The sequence below is a fragment of the Pseudomonas sp. PAMC 26793 genome, from assembly GCF_000313235.1.
In the GTDB taxonomy this organism is placed as follows: domain Bacteria; phylum Pseudomonadota; class Gammaproteobacteria; order Pseudomonadales; family Pseudomonadaceae; genus Aquipseudomonas; species Aquipseudomonas yamanorum.
Genome location: NZ_AMXG01000015.1, coordinates 240,982 through 255,347, shown reverse-complemented (window position 1 = coordinate 255,347; position 14,366 = coordinate 240,982). Strand labels below are relative to the sequence as shown.

Sequence of the window (14,366 nt, the reverse complement as noted above, 5' to 3'; positions counted from 1 at the left end):
GCGCTTCGCACTCCAGCGGGAGCAAGCTCCCTCGCCACAGCAAGCGCCCTCACCACATTGCCCCGAAAGTTTACGCGCTGACCCGCGCCTCGCTGGCCAGCCGGGCAATCGCCATGTCCAGTTCATCCAGGGCCGGCATGGCCTTGGCGTCGTCCTGTTTGAGCAGGGTCTCGGCCCGTTGGCAGGCCGCGCGCAGTTGTGGCACGCCGCAATAGCGGGTGGCTCCGTGCAAGCGGTGCACCCGCTCGATCAGGGCGTTGCGGTCGTTGGCGTCCCGGGCGACGCGAATCGCTTCACGGTCGGCCTCAAGCGAAGCCAACAGCATCGCCAGCATGTCTGCCGCCAGATCCGCCTTGCCGGCCGCCAGGCGCAAACCTTCTTCGTGGTCCAGCACCGGCAATTGCGCGGCGTGGCCAAAACTTTCGGTGCCGCGTTCCGGGCCTTGGTTGCGCAGGGCCAGCCCGGTCCATTTCAACACCACCTGGGCCAGTTGCCGTTCACTGATGGGCTTGGTCAGGTAGTCATCCATGCCGCTTTGCAGCAGGGCGCGTTTTTCGTTGGCCATCGCATGGGCCGTCAGCGCGACGATGGGCAGCGGTGTGCCATGGCGTTCGCTTTCCCATGTGCGGATCGCCTCGGTGCTCTGGCGGCCGTCCATGCCGGGCATCTGCACGTCCATCAGCACCAGGTCGAAGGCTTCCTGCTTCACCGCTTCGACGGCCGAGTAACCGCTTTCCACCGCCTGGACCTTGGCGCCCATGTCCTCCAGCAGGGTTTGCACCAACAGCAGGTTGGCCGGGTTGTCGTCGACACACAGCACCCGCGGCGCGCGGCTGGACAGTGGCTCGCCGGGTTCGCTGCGCAACGGGCGCGGGCTGATCAGGTCGGCCAGGGCACGGCGCAGTTTGCGGGTGCAGGCGGGTTTGGCCTGCAACTGGCTGTTGGGGTTGGGCACCGACTGGTTGAACAGCAGCTGTTCGGTGGTCGGGCACAGCACCAGTACCTTGCAGCCCAGGTGTTCGAGGTCCCACAGGTGTTGGTTCAAACGCTCCGGAGGGATGTCGTTTGCGGTGATGCCCAATACCGCCAGGTCAATGGCCTGTTCGGTCTGGTGGGCGCTGGTGATTCCGTTGGTCAGGCTTTCCAGGCTGTTGAATGGCGTAACTTCCAGGCCGCAGTCTTCCAACTGATGTTGCAGGGCCTGGCGCGCCAGCTCGTGGTTTTCCAGCACGGCCACCCGCCGGCCCAGCAGCGGCGCGGAGGGCAGGTCTTCGATATCGTCACGGGTTTTTGGCAGGTTCAGGCTGATCCAGAATTCAGAGCCTTCTCCCGGTGTGCTGTCGACGCCAATCTCACCGCCCATCTGTTCGATCAGACGCTTGGAAATCACCAGGCCCAGGCCGGTGCCACCGGGTTGGCGGGACAGCGAGTTGTCCGCCTGGCTGAAGGCCTGGAACAGCGCCCGCACATCCTGGTTCGACAGGCCGATGCCGGTGTCCTGCACACTGATGCGCAGTTGCACGCTGTCTTCCTGTTCGTCTTCAATCATGGCGCGGGCAACGATGGTGCCTTCGCGGGTGAACTTGATCGCGTTGCTCACCAGGTTCGTGAGGATCTGCTTGAGCCGCAGCGGGTCACCCACCAAGGCGAGCGGCGTGTCGCGGTAGACCAGGCTCACCAGCTCCAGCTGTTTGGCGTGGGCGGCCGGGGCGAGGATGGTCAGGGTGTCTTGCAGCAAGTCCCGCAGGTTGAACGGGATGCTGTCGAGCACCAGCTTGCCGGCCTCGATTTTCGAGAAGTCGAGGATTTCGTTGATGATGCCCAGCAGGTTGTCGGCGGATTTTTCGATGGTGCCCAGGTAATCCAGCTGGCGCGGTGACAGTTCGCTTTTCTGCAACAAATGGGTGAAACCAAGGATGCCATTCAACGGCGTGCGGATCTCATGGCTCATGTTGGCCAGAAACTCCGACTTGATGCGGCTGGCTTCCAGGGCTTCCTTGCGGGCGAGGTCCAACTCGATGTTCTGGATCTCGATGGTTTCCAGGTTTTGCCGCACGTCTTCGGTGGCCTGGTCGATGCTGTGTTGCAATTCTTCCTGGGCGTTTTGCAGGGTCTCGGCCATGCGGTTGATGCCCGAGGCCAACTGATCCAGTTCCTGGCTGCCCAGGGGTGGCAACCGGGTTTCCAGGTTGCCGTCCTTGAGCTGCGCGACGGCCTGTTTGATCAGGCCAATCGGTGAGTTGATCGTACGGCTGATGCGCAAGGCGAGGGCAGCGGTACAGATCAGGCCGATGGCGATCAGCAGCAGGCTGGCGAACAGGCTGCGGTAGCCCCGCAGCAACATGCCGTTGTGGGACAGCTCCAATTCGACCCAGCCCAGCAGGCGGTCGGATTCGTCCGGGATCAGTTCGCCGGCGAGGTTGCGATGGCGGCCGAATACCGGCAGCAGATAGCGGGTTGCGTCATTGCCGGTGCGCTGCAACAGGTGTGAGCTGTTGCCGATCGGCGGTTGATTGAGCATGGTCGGGCCGGCGTGGGCCAGGGGCGTGCGGTCAGGCCCCAGGAAAGACACGGCGCGTACGTCGGTTTGCTCCAGGGACTGGGTGGCGATGCGTTCCAGCAGGTCGGTGTTTTTGGTGCCCAGTGCCGGGGCGACCAAAGGTGCCAGTTGCTCGGCGATCATCTCGCCCCGTTGCAGCAACTGCGACTGCAACTCCGACAGCTGCATCCAGGTGAAATAGCCGCCCAGCAGCAACGCCATCAGGCTGGTAGGCAATAAGGTCAGCAACAGTACGCGGCCTTTTATTCCCATTTTCGTAAGCACGCCACTCTCCTGCTACCACACTGTTGTCGAATTCCACGCAGGCATCCGGCCCGCGCCACCTGCGCAGTGTAGCCATTTGCGCGGCGTGGAATCTTGCAAAATTAAAGACCTGAGGCAAACCTTGGTCCCCTGGACGCCCGGCGGCGGTTGCTCATAGGGGGGCAATCTTGAATAATCAGTCATTGAGAATGACTTGCAGACGCTAATGAATCCTGTAGCACCCGGCTTACCCAGTATCCTGGCGATTGAAGACGATCCTGTGCTTGGCGCCTATGTCCATGAGCAATTGGGCCGCTGTGGCTTCCAGGTGACCTGGTGCCAGAACGGCCAGCAGGGCCTGCAAATGGCCCGTGATCAACGCTTCGACGTGGTGTTGATGGACATTCTGTTGCCGGGCATGGACGGCTTGTCGGTGCTCACGCATCTGCGCCAGAGTCATTCGATCCCGGTGATCCTGATGTCGGCCCTGGGGGCTGAAGCCGACCGTATCAGCGGCTTTCGCCTGGGGGCGGACGATTACCTGCCCAAGCCGTTCAGCATGGTCGAGTTGCGGGTGCGCATCGAGGCAATCCTGCGCCGGGTCGCCCTGGACCGGCGGCCTTTGCCGGCCCTGGCGGCGGTGCGCGACGATGCCCGTAGCCTGCGTTTCGATGATGAGCAGTGTGATGTGTTTCACCGGGAACAGTGGGCCGGCCTGACCCGCAGCGAATACCGCCTGCTGGAAACCCTGCACCGCAACGGCGAAGAAGTCCTCAGCAAAGCCTTCCTTTATCAACATGTCTTTCAGCGCGGCTACGCGCCCCATGACCGCAGCCTGGACATGCACATCAGCCAGATTCGTCGCAAGCTCAAGGCCATCGGCTACAGCGAGCGGGAAGTGCGCACGGTGTGGGGCAAGGGCTATGTGTTGAGCGGTCACGATGACGGGCTTTAAGGCCGCCCTCAAGCGGCTGCCGGGCAAGCATTCGTTATTCTGGAAACTGGCGTGCCTGCTGATCGCTTTCTGTTTGCTGATGATCTGGCTCAGTTGGTCCTGGGGCCGGTACATGGAAGAGCAGAATGCCTTTCTCTCCAACGAGGCTCGCGCCACCCTGAGCGGTTATGCAGCCGGTGCGGAGCTTGCCTGGAACAAGGGCGGCAGCGCTGGTGTGGACGAATGGCTGCACACCCTGGGCCAGCGCGAGCGCACGTGGGTGGGTGTTATCGGTAACGACCTGCAATCCTTGAGCAGCTACCCGCTGACGGACAAGGAAAGCCAGCGCCTGACCTTCCTGCGTGGCCTGGACTGGCCCGTCAGCCGGCACGCCAAGGGCTTGCCGTGGTTGAAAATCCCGTTCCCGCTCGACCCAGGGGCGGGGTCCCTGGTGATCGAATTGCCCCGGCGTTTCATGCCTGGGCAAAACCAGCTGTTCTGGCGGATCGTCACCAATGGCGTGATTCCCGGCCTGTTCACCCTGCTGCTCTGCATCGGCCTTTACCGGCTGTTGATCATGCCCCTCAACCACCTGCGTGAGCAGGCCAACGCCTGGCGTGCCGATCAACTGAGCACCCGGCTTTCCCGCGATACCACCAGCCGCCAGGATGAACTGGGGGAGTTGGGTCGCGCGTTTGACCAGATGTCGGAACGCTTGCAAGGCACCGTGGCCCTGCAACAGCAACTGCTGCGGGATTTGTCCCATGAGTTGCGCACACCGCTGAGCCGTTTGCGCGTCGCCTGCGACAGCGAGCAGGACCTGACCCAACTGCGCGAACGCCTGGGAAGGGAAATCGACGGCATGCAGCGCCTGGTGGAAGACACCCTGCAACTGGCCTGGCTCGATACTGAACGTGCGCCGCTGCCCAAGGAAGACATCCAGGTGCAGGCGCTGTGGGACATGCTGCGAGAAAATGCCTGTTTTGAAAGTGGCTGGTCGGCCTCACGCTTGCAGTGCGAGCTTGGGGCCGACTGCTGGGTGCGTGGGCATCTGAACCTGCTGGCCCAGGCGTTGGAAAACATCCTGCGCAATGCCATCCGGCACTCACCGCAATACGGGAATGTGCAGTTAGGCGGGGAACGGGAGGGGGAGTACTGGCACCTTTGGCTGGAAGACCAGGGCGGCGGGATCGATGAGGTGGAGCTGGAGCGAATCTTCGCGCCATTCACCCGGCTGGACGGTTCACGGCCCGGCGACGGCGGCTTTGGCCTGGGCTTGAGCATTGCGCGCAACGCTGTGCAGCGTCAGGACGGCAGCTTGTGGGCGGAGAATACCGGCCAGGGTTTGCGCGTGCACATGCGCTTGCTGGCCCGCTGACGCCTACAACCTGCGCTGTTTGCGTTTCTTCCACTGACGGGCCACCCACCAGCGCCAGTAGCCCATGGTCAGGCAATACCCCAGCGCCGCCATCACCAGCCCCAATACCACCGAACCCAGCAGGAAGGGTTGCCAGAGGGTCGACAGCTGCCCGCTGATCCATTCCCAGGTCAACTCGTCGGGCATGCTGCGGGGTGGCACGTTCATCAGCCAGGCGCCGGTCATATAGGTGCAAAAGAACACCGGCGGCATGGTGATCGGGTTGGTCAGCCACACCAGGCTCACGGCAATCGGCATGTTGCCGCGCACGCTGATGGCGAGGATCGCCGCCAGCAGCATCTGCAAGGGAATGGGGATAAATGCCGCGAACAGACCAACGGCCATCGCCCGGGCAACCGAGTGGCGATTGAGGTGCCAGAGGTTCGGGTCATGCAGCAACTTGCCGAGAAAGCGTAAGGATTTGTGTTCCCGGATGCTGGTCGGATCGGGCATGTACCGTTTGAATAAGCGCCGTGGCATAAGGGGTCCAGGTCAGTTCGAGGGGCAAGTATGCCCGCATTCCAAGAACGGTAAATTCAGACTTTGTGACAAATAATAATAGGCCGCTTCGGTAGCCCGGCTAAGACTCAATGGGTCGCTTTCAAGGAACGATCCATGAGAACAGGGATGTTCGCACTCGCGCTGGGGCTGCTCGCCCTGCGTTTTTTACCTGTGTTGCCGTCCAGCGGCTGGCTGCTGCTGATGCCGGTGTTGGCCCTGATGCTGCTGCCTTTTCGCACCTATCCGCTGGCGTTTTTCCTGCTCGGGCTGGGCTGGGCGTGCCTGAGTGCGCAGTGGGCGCTGGACGACCGGTTGGCACCGCGTCTGGATGGCCAGACCCGCTGGGTGGAGGGGCGTGTCAGCGGGTTGCCGCAGCAGACAGGCGACGGTGTGCGCTTTGAACTGACCGACAGCCGGTCACGCAAGGATCTGCTTCCGAAGCGCATTCGTGTGTCCTGGCGTGGCGGGCCAGCGGTTCAGAGCGGTGAGCGCTGGCGGTTGGCCGTCACCCTCAAGCGTCCCTCCGGTTTGCTCAATGCCGGTGGTTTTGACTATGAAGCCTGGCTGCTGGCCCAGCGCATTGGCGCCACGGGTTCGGTCAAGGATGGCCAGAAGCTTGCGGCTGCGCGGCATGCTTGGCGCGACGGGATTCGGCAGCGGCTGTTGGCGGTGGACGCCCAAGGGCGAGCGGCGGGCCTGGCGGCGCTGGTGCTCGGGGATGGTACCGGGCTGGCCGCCGAGGATTGGCGGGTTCTGCAAGACACCGGCACCGTGCATTTATTGGTGATTTCCGGGCAACACATTGGGCTGCTGGCAGGGTTGATCTATGGCCTGGTCGCCGGCCTGGCGCGCTTCGGGTGTTGGCCGAAACCCTTGCCGTGGCTGCCCTGGGCCTGCGGCCTGGGGTTTGCTGCGGCGCTGGGCTATGGCTTGCTGGCCGGTTTTGAAGTGCCGGTGCAACGGGCCTGCGTGATGGTGGGATTGGTCCTGCTATGGCGCCTGCGGTTTCGTCACTTGGGGATCTGGTGGCCGCTGTTGCTGGCGCTGAACGCGGTGCTCATCCTCGAACCGCTGGCCAGCCTGCAACCGGGGTTCTGGCTGTCCTTTGCGGCGGTGGCGGTGCTGATCCTGGCGTTCAGTGGCCGACTGGGCCCCTGGCGTGCCTGGCAGGCCTGGACCCGGGCCCAGTGGTTGATTGCCATCGGCCTGTTTCCGCTGCTGCTGGTGCTCGGTTTGCCCATCAGCCTGAGCGGGCCGCTGGCCAACCTGGTTGCGGTGCCGTGGATCAGCCTGGTGGTGTTGCCCCTGGCCTTGCTGGGTACGGTGTTATTGCCGCTGCCTTATATAGGTGAAGGTTTGTTATGGCTGGCGGGCGGCACACTGGACTGGCTGTTCAAGGCCTTGGCGTTGCTGGCGCAGTACGTGCCGGCCTGGATACCGGCGCAAGTGCCCATGGGCTATTGGCTGGTGAGCCTGCTGGGGGCGGTGCTGTTATTGCTGCCCAAGGGCGTGCCGTTTCGGCTGCTGGGCTGGCCGATGTTGCTGCTGGCGGTGTTTCCGCCTCGGGAGTCGATCCCTCACGGACGGGCCGAGGTGGTGCAACTGGATGTCGGCCAAGGGTTGGCGATCATCCTGCGAACCCGTAACCACGTTCTGCTCTATGACGCCGGGCCGCGCTCCGGTGAGTTCGACCTTGGCACGCGCGTGGTATTGCCTGCGTTGCGCAAACTGGGTGTCGCGGGGCTGGACATGATGCTGCTCAGTCATGCCGATGCCGATCATGCCGGTGGTGCGTTGGCGGTTGCCCACGGGCTGCCGATCAAGCGCGTGGTGGGCGGCGAGACCGAACGGCTGCCGGCGGCACTCGGTACTCAAGCCTGCGTCAGTGGCGAGCGGTGGGATTGGGATGGCGTGACCTTCGAGCTGTGGCAATGGCCTGATGCGACGGACGGTAATCAGATGTCCTGTGTGTTGCTGGTGCAGGCCAATGGCGAACGGTTGCTGCTGACCGGTGATATTGACCGTGAAGCCGAGAGGGCGTTGCTGGCCACACCCCTGGGGGCTCCTGTCGATTGGTTGCAGGCGCCGCACCATGGCAGCCGCAGCTCGTCGTCATGGCCGTTTCTCCAGCGCCTTGCACCCAAGGCAGTGTTGATTTCCCGTGGCCGCAGCAATGCCTTCGGCCATCCCCATCCCCACGTACTGGAGCGATACCAGGCTGTAGGCAGCCTGATTTACGATAGCGCCGAGCAAGGCGCACTTCGCCTGCAACTGGGTAACTTCCAGCCGCCGCTGGCCGCGCGCAGCCAGCGCCGTTTCTGGCGCGAGACCCCGCCGCAAAACAGCGTTACCAAAGACTGGCCCCTGCGACAGGATGCTCTGGGGCCGGTCAGCCCTTCCGCCGGACCCTTATGGTAAAGTGGCGCACTTTTTCGAGGGGACATTCACTGTGTGGGAATTGGTCAAATCCGGCGGCTGGATGATGTTGCCGATCATTTTGAGTTCCATCGCCGCACTCGGCATCATCGCCGAACGCCTGTGGACCCTGCGTGCCAGCCGTGTAACACCTGACCACCTGTTGGGCCTGGTCTGGGGCTGGATCAAGAACAAGCAGCTCGACAAGGCAAAACTCAAGGAACTGCGCGCCAACTCGCCCCTGGGTGAAATCCTCGCCGCCGGCCTTGCCAACTCCAAGCATGGTCGCGAGATCATGAAGGAGTGCATCGAAGAGGCCGCCGCCCGGGTCATCCATGAGCTGGAGCGCTACATCAATGCGCTGGGCACCATCGCCGCCATGGCACCGTTGCTCGGCCTGCTCGGTACGGTGCTGGGCATGATCGATATCTTCAGCTCCTTCATGGGCTCGGGCATGACCACCAACGCCGCAGTACTGGCCGGTGGTATTTCCAAGGCCTTGATCACCACGGCGGCGGGCCTGATGGTCGGTATTCCTTCGGTGTTCTTCCACCGCTTCCTGCAACGGCGCATCGACGAGCTGGTGGTGGGCATGGAGCAGGAAGCCATCAAGCTGGTGGAAGTGGTGCAGGGCGACCGTGATGTGGACCTGGTTGAGGGCAAAGCGTGAAATTTCGCCGCAAGCAACGGGAAAACGTCGATATCAACCTGGCGTCGTTGATTGACGTGGTGTTTATCCTGCTGCTGTTTTTTGTCGTCACCACTACCTTTACCCGGGAAACCCAGCTGCGGGTCGACCTGCCGGAAGCCGTCAGCGGCTCTCCGGCGCAAGACCAGCAGGCCAAGCAACTGGACATCGCCATCAGCGCCGATGGCGTGTTCTCAGTGAATAACCAGTTGCTGGAGAAAAACGACCTGGCCAGCCTGATGGAAGCACTGCAGAAGGAGTCCGGTGGCGACACTAACTTGCCACTGTCCATCAGCGCCGATGGCAACACCAAGCACCAGGCCGTGATCACTGCGATGGACGCTGCCGGCAAGCTCGGCTTCAGCCATTTGCGCATGACCACGGTCGAGGCGGCGAGCCAACCCTGATGGCCATGACTGATCGTTTGCTCAAGGCCTGGTACGAAGGCCATCCGGCGCTCGCGTTGTTGCAGCCGCTGGAGTCCCTCTATCGCCGAGTGGTGCAGCGCAAGCGCGCGCGGTTCCTGGCGGGCGAGGGCGAGATCTACCAGTCGCCAGTGCCGGTCGTGGTCGTCGGTAACATCACCGTCGGTGGCACCGGCAAGACCCCCTTGATTCTTTGGCTGATCGACCACTGCCAGCGCAGCGGTTTGCGCGTCGGTGTGGTTAGCCGCGGTTATGGTGCCAAGCCGCCGGAGTTTCCTTGGCGCGTTGATGCCAGTCACACCGCAGCGGTGGCGGGGGATGAACCTCTGCTGATCGTGCAACGCAGCGGCGTACCCCTGATGATCGATCCGGACCGCAGTCGCGCCGTCAAGGCGTTGCTGGCCAGCGAAACCCTGGACCTGATTCTCTCCGACGACGGCCTGCAACATTACCGCCTGGCCCGAGACCTGGAACTGGTATTGATTGATGCCGCCCGTGGGCTCGGCAACCATCGCTGCTTGCCGGCGGGCCCGTTGCGCGAGCCGGTCGAGCGTTTGCAAAGCGTCGATGCGCTGCTTTATAACGGCGCCGGTTCAGACCGTGAGGATGGCTTTGCCTTCCGCCTGCTGCCCACCGCATTGGTCAATCTGCACACCGGCGAGCGCCAACCTGTCGACCACTTCCCGGTAGGTCAGCAGGTGCATGCGGTGGCCGGCATCGGAAACCCGCAACGTTTCTTCAATACCCTCGAGACGCTACACTGGCGCCCAATACCTCATGCTTTTGCCGACCACGCGCCCTACAGCGCCGAGGTCTTGAATTTCACACCGGCGCTGCCGTTGGTCATGACTGAAAAGGACGCGGTGAAGTGCCGCGCCTTTGCCAGGCCCGACTGGTGGTACCTTGCGGTGGACGCGGCACCGTCACCGGCGTTTACCGCCTGGTTCGACACGCAGTTGATGCGCTTGCTGCCCGCTCGCCTTTTGCCTTAAAACGCTGCTCTCCAGGACATACTCATGGACACCAAACTGCTCGATATCCTCGCTTGCCCGATCTGCAAAGGTCCGCTCAAGCTCAGCGCCGACAAAACCGAGCTGATCAGCAAGGGCGCCGGCCTGGCGTACCCGATCCGTGACGGCATTCCGGTAATGCTCGAAAGCGAAGCCCGCACCCTGACCACCGACGAGCGCCTGGATAAATGACCACTGCCTTCACCGTCGTCATCCCGTCCCGCTACGCCTCCACCCGCCTGCCCGGCAAACCGCTGCAGCTGATCGGCAACAAGCCGATGATCCAGCTGGTGTGGGAACAGGCCTGCAAAAGCAGCGCCGAGCGGGTGGTGGTGGCCACCGATGATCCGCGCATCATCGAGGCCTGCAAAGGTTTTGGCGCCGAAGCGGTGCTGACCCGTGAAGACCACAATTCCGGCACCGACCGCCTGGCTGAAGTGGCCACCAAGCTGGGGCTGGCGGCGGACGCCATCGTGGTCAACGTGCAAGGCGACGAGCCGTTGATTCCGCCCAGCGTGATCGACCAGGTGGCGGCCAACCTGGCGGCCCATGGCGAAGCCCGCATGGCCACCCTGGCCGAGCCGATTGAAGACATCCAGACCCTGCTCAACCCCAACGTGGTGAAAGTGGTCAGCGACATCAATGGCCTGGCGCTGACCTTCAGCCGCTCAACCTTGCCGTGGGCGCGGGATGCGTTTGCCAAGCAGCCGGACGTGCTGCCGGCGGGCGTGCCTTATCGCCGCCACATCGGTATCTACGCCTACCGCGCCGGGTTCCTGCATGACTTCGTCAGTTGGGGCCCGTGCTGGCTGGAGAACACCGAATCCCTGGAACAACTGCGTGCCCTGTGGCACGGCGTGCGCATTCATGTGGGCGATGCCCTGGAAGCGCCACCGGCCGGTGTTGACACGCCTGAAGACCTCGAGCGCGTCCGTCGCCTGCTGGGGGCCTGATGCAGGTTTTGTTCGTCTGCCTGGGCAATATCTGCCGTTCACCGACGGCAGAAGGTGTGTTGCGCCACAAGCTGCGTGAAGCCGGCCTGGCCGATCGGGTTGAGGTGGCCTCCGCCGGCACCGGTGAATGGCACGTTGGCAATCCACCGGACAAGCGCAGCCAGCGGGCAGCACTGCAACGTGGCTACGACCTGTCGGCCCAGCGTGCGCAGCAGGTGTCCCGTGCCGATTTTTCTCGCTACGACCTGATCCTCGCCATGGACCAGAGCAACCTGCGCAACCTCAAGGCCATGCAGCCGGCTCAAGGTAAGGCGGACCTGGACCTGTTCCTGCGCCGTTATGACTCGGTGGTGGATGAAGTGCCGGACCCCTATTACGAAGGCGACCAGGGCTTCGAAACCGTGCTCGACCTGATCGAGCGCGCCTGTGACCTGTTGGTGATTGAATTGAAGGGCCGGTTATGACTTTGCAGGTGCAGGCACAGGTTTCGCTCAAACCGTTCAACAGCTTTGGCATAGACGTGCGAGCCCGGCTGTTTGCCGAGGCCCGCAACGACGCTGACGTGCGTGAGGCCTTGGCCTATGCCGCCGGGCAACAATTGCCGTTGCTGGTGATTGGCGGCGGCAGCAATTTGCTGCTGACCCAGGATATCGACGCGCTGGTGCTGCGCATGGCCAGCCAGGGCATTCGGGTATTGCATGATGATGGTGTGCACGTCGTGGTGGAAGCCGAAGCGGGCGAAGCCTGGCATCCGTTTGTGCTGTGGACCTTGGCCCAGGGCTTTTCCGGCCTGGAAAACCTCAGCCTGATCCCTGGCACGGTCGGCGCCGCACCGATGCAGAACATCGGCGCCTACGGTGTGGAGATCAAGGACGTATTCAGCGGCTTGACCGCCCTCGACCGCCAGACCGGTGAGCTGCGGGATTTCAGCCTGGCTGAATGCGACTTTGCCTACCGTGACAGCCTGTTCAAACATGAGGTAGGGCGCTGGCTGATCCTGCGGGTGCGTTTTGCCCTGAGTCGCGCCGTGCACCTGAAGCTTGAATACGGGCCGGTGCAACAGCGCCTGACCGAACAAGGCATTACGCAGGCCACCCCCAGCGATGTCAGTCGAGCGATTTGCAGCATTCGTAGCGAGAAACTCCCCGACCCGGCGGTGCTCGGCAATGCCGGCAGTTTCTTCAAGAACCCGCTGGTGTCCCAGGCGCTGGCCGCCGAGTTGCAGCTGCAATACCCGGACCTGGTGGCTTACCCCCAGGCTGACGGGCAGATGAAACTGGCCGCCGGCTGGCTGATCGACAAGGCGGGCTGGAAAGGCTTTCGTGATGGCGATGCCGGTGTGCATCGCTTGCAGGCGCTGGTGCTGGTGAACTATGGCGCGGCCACCGGCCAGGAGATTGCCAGGCTCGCGCTTCGCATCCAGCAGGACATCGAAAAGCGTTTCAAGGTTGTGCTGGAAATGGAGCCCAACCGCTATTGAACTAAGCTGGTTTTTTGACGCACCAAGCCCTGCATAGCGGGGCTTTTTTATTGCCGCTGAGTTAATTTAGCTGACTACCGATATTTTTTTATCAACTCATAGATGCTGTTTATCAAAACCAGCTACGTGTTTGGCAGGAGGCGAAGGCCTGATGGACAGTGTTGATCTGAATGTGTTGCGCAGCGTACTGGAATGGCGCCGCGCCGGGCAGCGGGTGGTGCTGTACAGCGTGGTCCAGACCTGGGGCAGTGCGCCGCGTCCGCCGGGGGCCATGCTGGCCTTGCGCGGCGACGGCGTGGTAATTGGCTCGGTGTCTGGCGGCTGTATCGAGGACGACTTGATCGCCCGTTTGCAGGATGGCCGGTTGCCTGAAGACGGGCCGCCGGTGCAGCTTGTGACGTATGGCGTCACCCGGGACGAAGCGGCGCGTTTTGGTCTGCCGTGCGGTGGTACCTTGCGCCTGACCGAAGAGCGGGTGGGTGATCCAGGTTGGGTCGCTGAGCTCCTGGCGCGCTGCGAGGCCCACGAGATTGTCGCTCGTGAGTTGGACCTGGCCACCGGTGACGTGGTGTTGAGCGGTGCGAGCAAGACCGATGTGGTCAGCTTTGACGGCGAGCGCTTGCGGGCGATTTATGGTCCGCGCTGGCGCCTGCTGCTGATTGGCGCCGGCCAGCTGTCACGCTATGTGGCGGAAATGGCTCGGTTGCTGGATTTCGAAGTGCTGATCTGCGACCCGCGCCAGGAGTTTGTCTACGGCTGGGAAGAACAGCATGGGCGTTTTGTGCCGGGCATGCCCGATGAAGCCGTACTGAATATTCAGACCGATGAACGCACCGCTATTGTCGCGCTCACCCATGACCCTCGCCTGGACGACATGGCGCTGCTGACGGCCCTCAATTCACGGGCGTTCTACATTGGTGCCCTGGGCTCGCGGGTCAACAGCCAGAAGCGCCGGGAAAACCTCGCCGCGTTGGGGTTGAGTGCGGACGCCATTGCGCGGCTGCATGGGCCGATTGGCCTGCATATCGGCAGCCATACGCCAGCGGAAATTGCCCTGTCGTTGATGGCGGAAATCGTCGCCATCAAGAACGGGATTGATCTGTTGCAGAAAAAGCCGCTGCAGGCAGCGGTCAGTTGACGGGCATCACCGCGATCATCCTGGCAGCGGGGCAGGGCAGTCGTTTTCGGGCCGAAGCGGGGGCGGATCAGGACAAGTTGCTGGCGCCCTGCGTGGGCCGGGATGGCATCACGCGGCCAGTGATTGAGCAGGTATTGGTGAATTTGCCGGCGGCGGTTGCCAAGCGCTGGCTGGTGACGTCGCCGGATCGCACCGAAGTCATTCGGCTGGCGCAATTGCAGGGATTCGAAGTGCTGCTTTTACGCTCGCCGGGTATGGGTGACAGCATCGCGGCCGCAGTGGCGGCCAGTGGTCCGTCTGCCGGTTGGCTGGTGGTGCTGGGGGATATGCCGTTCATCCTGCCGGCAAGTATCGAGCAAGTGATGGCTGGCCTGGAGGAAGACGGTATCAGCGTCCCGGTGCATGCAGGTCAGTATGGGCATCCCGTGGGGTTTGGCCGTTCATTCGGCCCTGCCTTGATGGCGCTCACGGGAGATCGTGGAGCAAAGCCGTTGTTTGCCATGGCTTCGGTGCAGGAAGTCGCTGTCGATGATCCCGGTGTGTTGTGGGATGTGGATGTGCCGGCGTTGTTGAACTACCGCTAGCGGACAGCGCAGGCATAA

The 14,366-nt window shown here is 62.8% G+C and carries 14 protein-coding genes; 12 read left to right on the top strand and 2 right to left on the bottom strand.

Annotation, left to right across the window (positions count from 1 at the left end):
- Window positions 1-70 precede the first annotated feature (70 nt).
- The gene (locus tag D109_RS0104305) at window positions 71-2,824 is read right to left on the bottom strand and encodes a response regulator (RefSeq protein ID WP_026077777.1); all 2,754 of its coding nucleotides are present in this window, start codon (window positions 2,822-2,824) and stop codon (window positions 71-73) included.
- A 205-nt stretch (window positions 2,825-3,029) separates the two neighbouring features.
- Between D109_RS0104305 and D109_RS0104300 the strand changes: the two genes are divergently transcribed.
- Together D109_RS0104300 and D109_RS0104295 are read left to right on the top strand one after the other, a co-directional pair.
- Window positions 3,030-3,758: a response regulator transcription factor gene (locus D109_RS0104300; protein WP_017475831.1), complete on the top strand. Its 729-nt coding sequence runs from the start codon at window positions 3,030-3,032 to the stop codon at window positions 3,756-3,758.
- Window positions 3,745-5,115, top strand: coding sequence for a sensor histidine kinase (locus D109_RS0104295; protein ID WP_017475830.1), 1,371 nt, complete (start codon window positions 3,745-3,747; stop codon window positions 5,113-5,115). Before D109_RS0104300 ends, D109_RS0104295 begins: the two co-directional genes overlap by 14 nt.
- Before the next feature lie 3 nt (window positions 5,116-5,118).
- On the opposite strand, the gene D109_RS0104290 is transcribed toward D109_RS0104295, so the two are convergent.
- Entirely contained in the window at window positions 5,119-5,634 is a 516-nt protein-coding gene (locus D109_RS0104290; protein WP_017475829.1) for a DUF2062 domain-containing protein, read from the bottom strand.
- Between the two features lie 147 nt (window positions 5,635-5,781).
- On the opposite strand from D109_RS0104290, the gene D109_RS0104285 reads away from it, so the two are divergent.
- The 10 genes from D109_RS0104285 (at window position 5,782) to D109_RS0104240 (ending at window position 14,348) form a co-directional block, all read left to right on the top strand.
- A complete protein-coding gene (locus D109_RS0104285; RefSeq protein ID WP_017475828.1) occupies window positions 5,782-8,073 on the top strand; it encodes a DNA internalization-related competence protein ComEC/Rec2 in 2,292 nt (763 codons plus the stop codon).
- Window positions 8,074-8,104: 31 nt separating this feature from the next.
- On the top strand, window positions 8,105-8,740 hold the full coding sequence (locus D109_RS0104280; protein ID WP_017475827.1) for a MotA/TolQ/ExbB proton channel family protein: 636 nt from the start codon (window positions 8,105-8,107) through the stop codon (window positions 8,738-8,740).
- Window positions 8,737-9,165, top strand: a complete 429-nt coding sequence (locus tag D109_RS0104275; protein WP_017475826.1) for a biopolymer transporter ExbD — start codon at window positions 8,737-8,739, stop codon at window positions 9,163-9,165. The genes D109_RS0104280 and D109_RS0104275 overlap by 4 nt, the downstream gene beginning before the upstream one ends.
- Entirely contained in the window at window positions 9,165-10,175 is a 1,011-nt protein-coding gene (gene lpxK, locus D109_RS0104270) for a tetraacyldisaccharide 4'-kinase (protein WP_017475825.1), read from the top strand. The genes D109_RS0104275 and lpxK overlap by 1 nt, the downstream gene beginning before the upstream one ends.
- 24 nt (window positions 10,176-10,199) lie before the next feature.
- A complete protein-coding gene (locus tag D109_RS0104265; RefSeq protein WP_003174668.1) occupies window positions 10,200-10,385 on the top strand; it encodes a Trm112 family protein in 186 nt (61 codons plus the stop codon).
- Window positions 10,382-11,146 carry a 3-deoxy-manno-octulosonate cytidylyltransferase gene (gene kdsB, locus D109_RS0104260; protein WP_017475824.1) on the top strand — a complete coding sequence of 255 codons (765 nt, stop codon included), beginning with the start codon at window positions 10,382-10,384 and terminating at the stop codon, window positions 11,144-11,146. Before D109_RS0104265 ends, kdsB begins: the two co-directional genes overlap by 4 nt.
- Entirely contained in the window at window positions 11,146-11,610 is a 465-nt protein-coding gene (locus tag D109_RS0104255) for a low molecular weight protein-tyrosine-phosphatase (RefSeq protein ID WP_017475823.1), read from the top strand. Before kdsB ends, D109_RS0104255 begins: the two co-directional genes overlap by 1 nt.
- Window positions 11,607-12,626 carry a UDP-N-acetylmuramate dehydrogenase gene (gene murB, locus D109_RS0104250; protein WP_017475822.1) on the top strand — a complete coding sequence of 340 codons (1,020 nt, stop codon included), beginning with the start codon at window positions 11,607-11,609 and terminating at the stop codon, window positions 12,624-12,626. Before D109_RS0104255 ends, murB begins: the two co-directional genes overlap by 4 nt.
- A 151-nt stretch (window positions 12,627-12,777) precedes the next feature.
- Window positions 12,778-13,764, top strand: coding sequence for an XdhC family protein (locus tag D109_RS0104245; RefSeq protein ID WP_017475821.1), 987 nt, complete (start codon window positions 12,778-12,780; stop codon window positions 13,762-13,764).
- A complete protein-coding gene (locus D109_RS0104240; RefSeq protein WP_017475820.1) occupies window positions 13,761-14,348 on the top strand; it encodes an NTP transferase domain-containing protein in 588 nt (195 codons plus the stop codon). The genes D109_RS0104245 and D109_RS0104240 overlap by 4 nt, the downstream gene beginning before the upstream one ends.
- Window positions 14,349-14,366: the final 18 nt, after the last annotated feature.

Coding starts and splice junctions, on each gene's coding strand:
- D109_RS0104300 (WP_017475831.1), top strand. CDS start 3,030: ATGAATCCTGTAGCACCCGGCTTACCCAGTATCCTGGCGATTGAAGAC.
- D109_RS0104295 (WP_017475830.1), top strand. CDS start 3,745: ATGACGGGCTTTAAGGCCGCCCTCAAGCGGCTGCCGGGCAAGCATTCG.
- D109_RS0104290 (WP_017475829.1), bottom strand. CDS start 5,634: ATGCCACGGCGCTTATTCAAACGGTACATGCCCGATCCGACCAGCATC.
- D109_RS0104285 (WP_017475828.1), top strand. CDS start 5,782: ATGTTCGCACTCGCGCTGGGGCTGCTCGCCCTGCGTTTTTTACCTGTG.
- lpxK (WP_017475825.1), top strand. CDS start 9,165: ATGGCCATGACTGATCGTTTGCTCAAGGCCTGGTACGAAGGCCATCCG.
- D109_RS0104265 (WP_003174668.1), top strand. CDS start 10,200: ATGGACACCAAACTGCTCGATATCCTCGCTTGCCCGATCTGCAAAGGT.
- kdsB (WP_017475824.1), top strand. CDS start 10,382: ATGACCACTGCCTTCACCGTCGTCATCCCGTCCCGCTACGCCTCCACC.
- D109_RS0104255 (WP_017475823.1), top strand. CDS start 11,146: ATGCAGGTTTTGTTCGTCTGCCTGGGCAATATCTGCCGTTCACCGACG.
- murB (WP_017475822.1), top strand. CDS start 11,607: ATGACTTTGCAGGTGCAGGCACAGGTTTCGCTCAAACCGTTCAACAGC.
- D109_RS0104245 (WP_017475821.1), top strand. CDS start 12,778: ATGGACAGTGTTGATCTGAATGTGTTGCGCAGCGTACTGGAATGGCGC.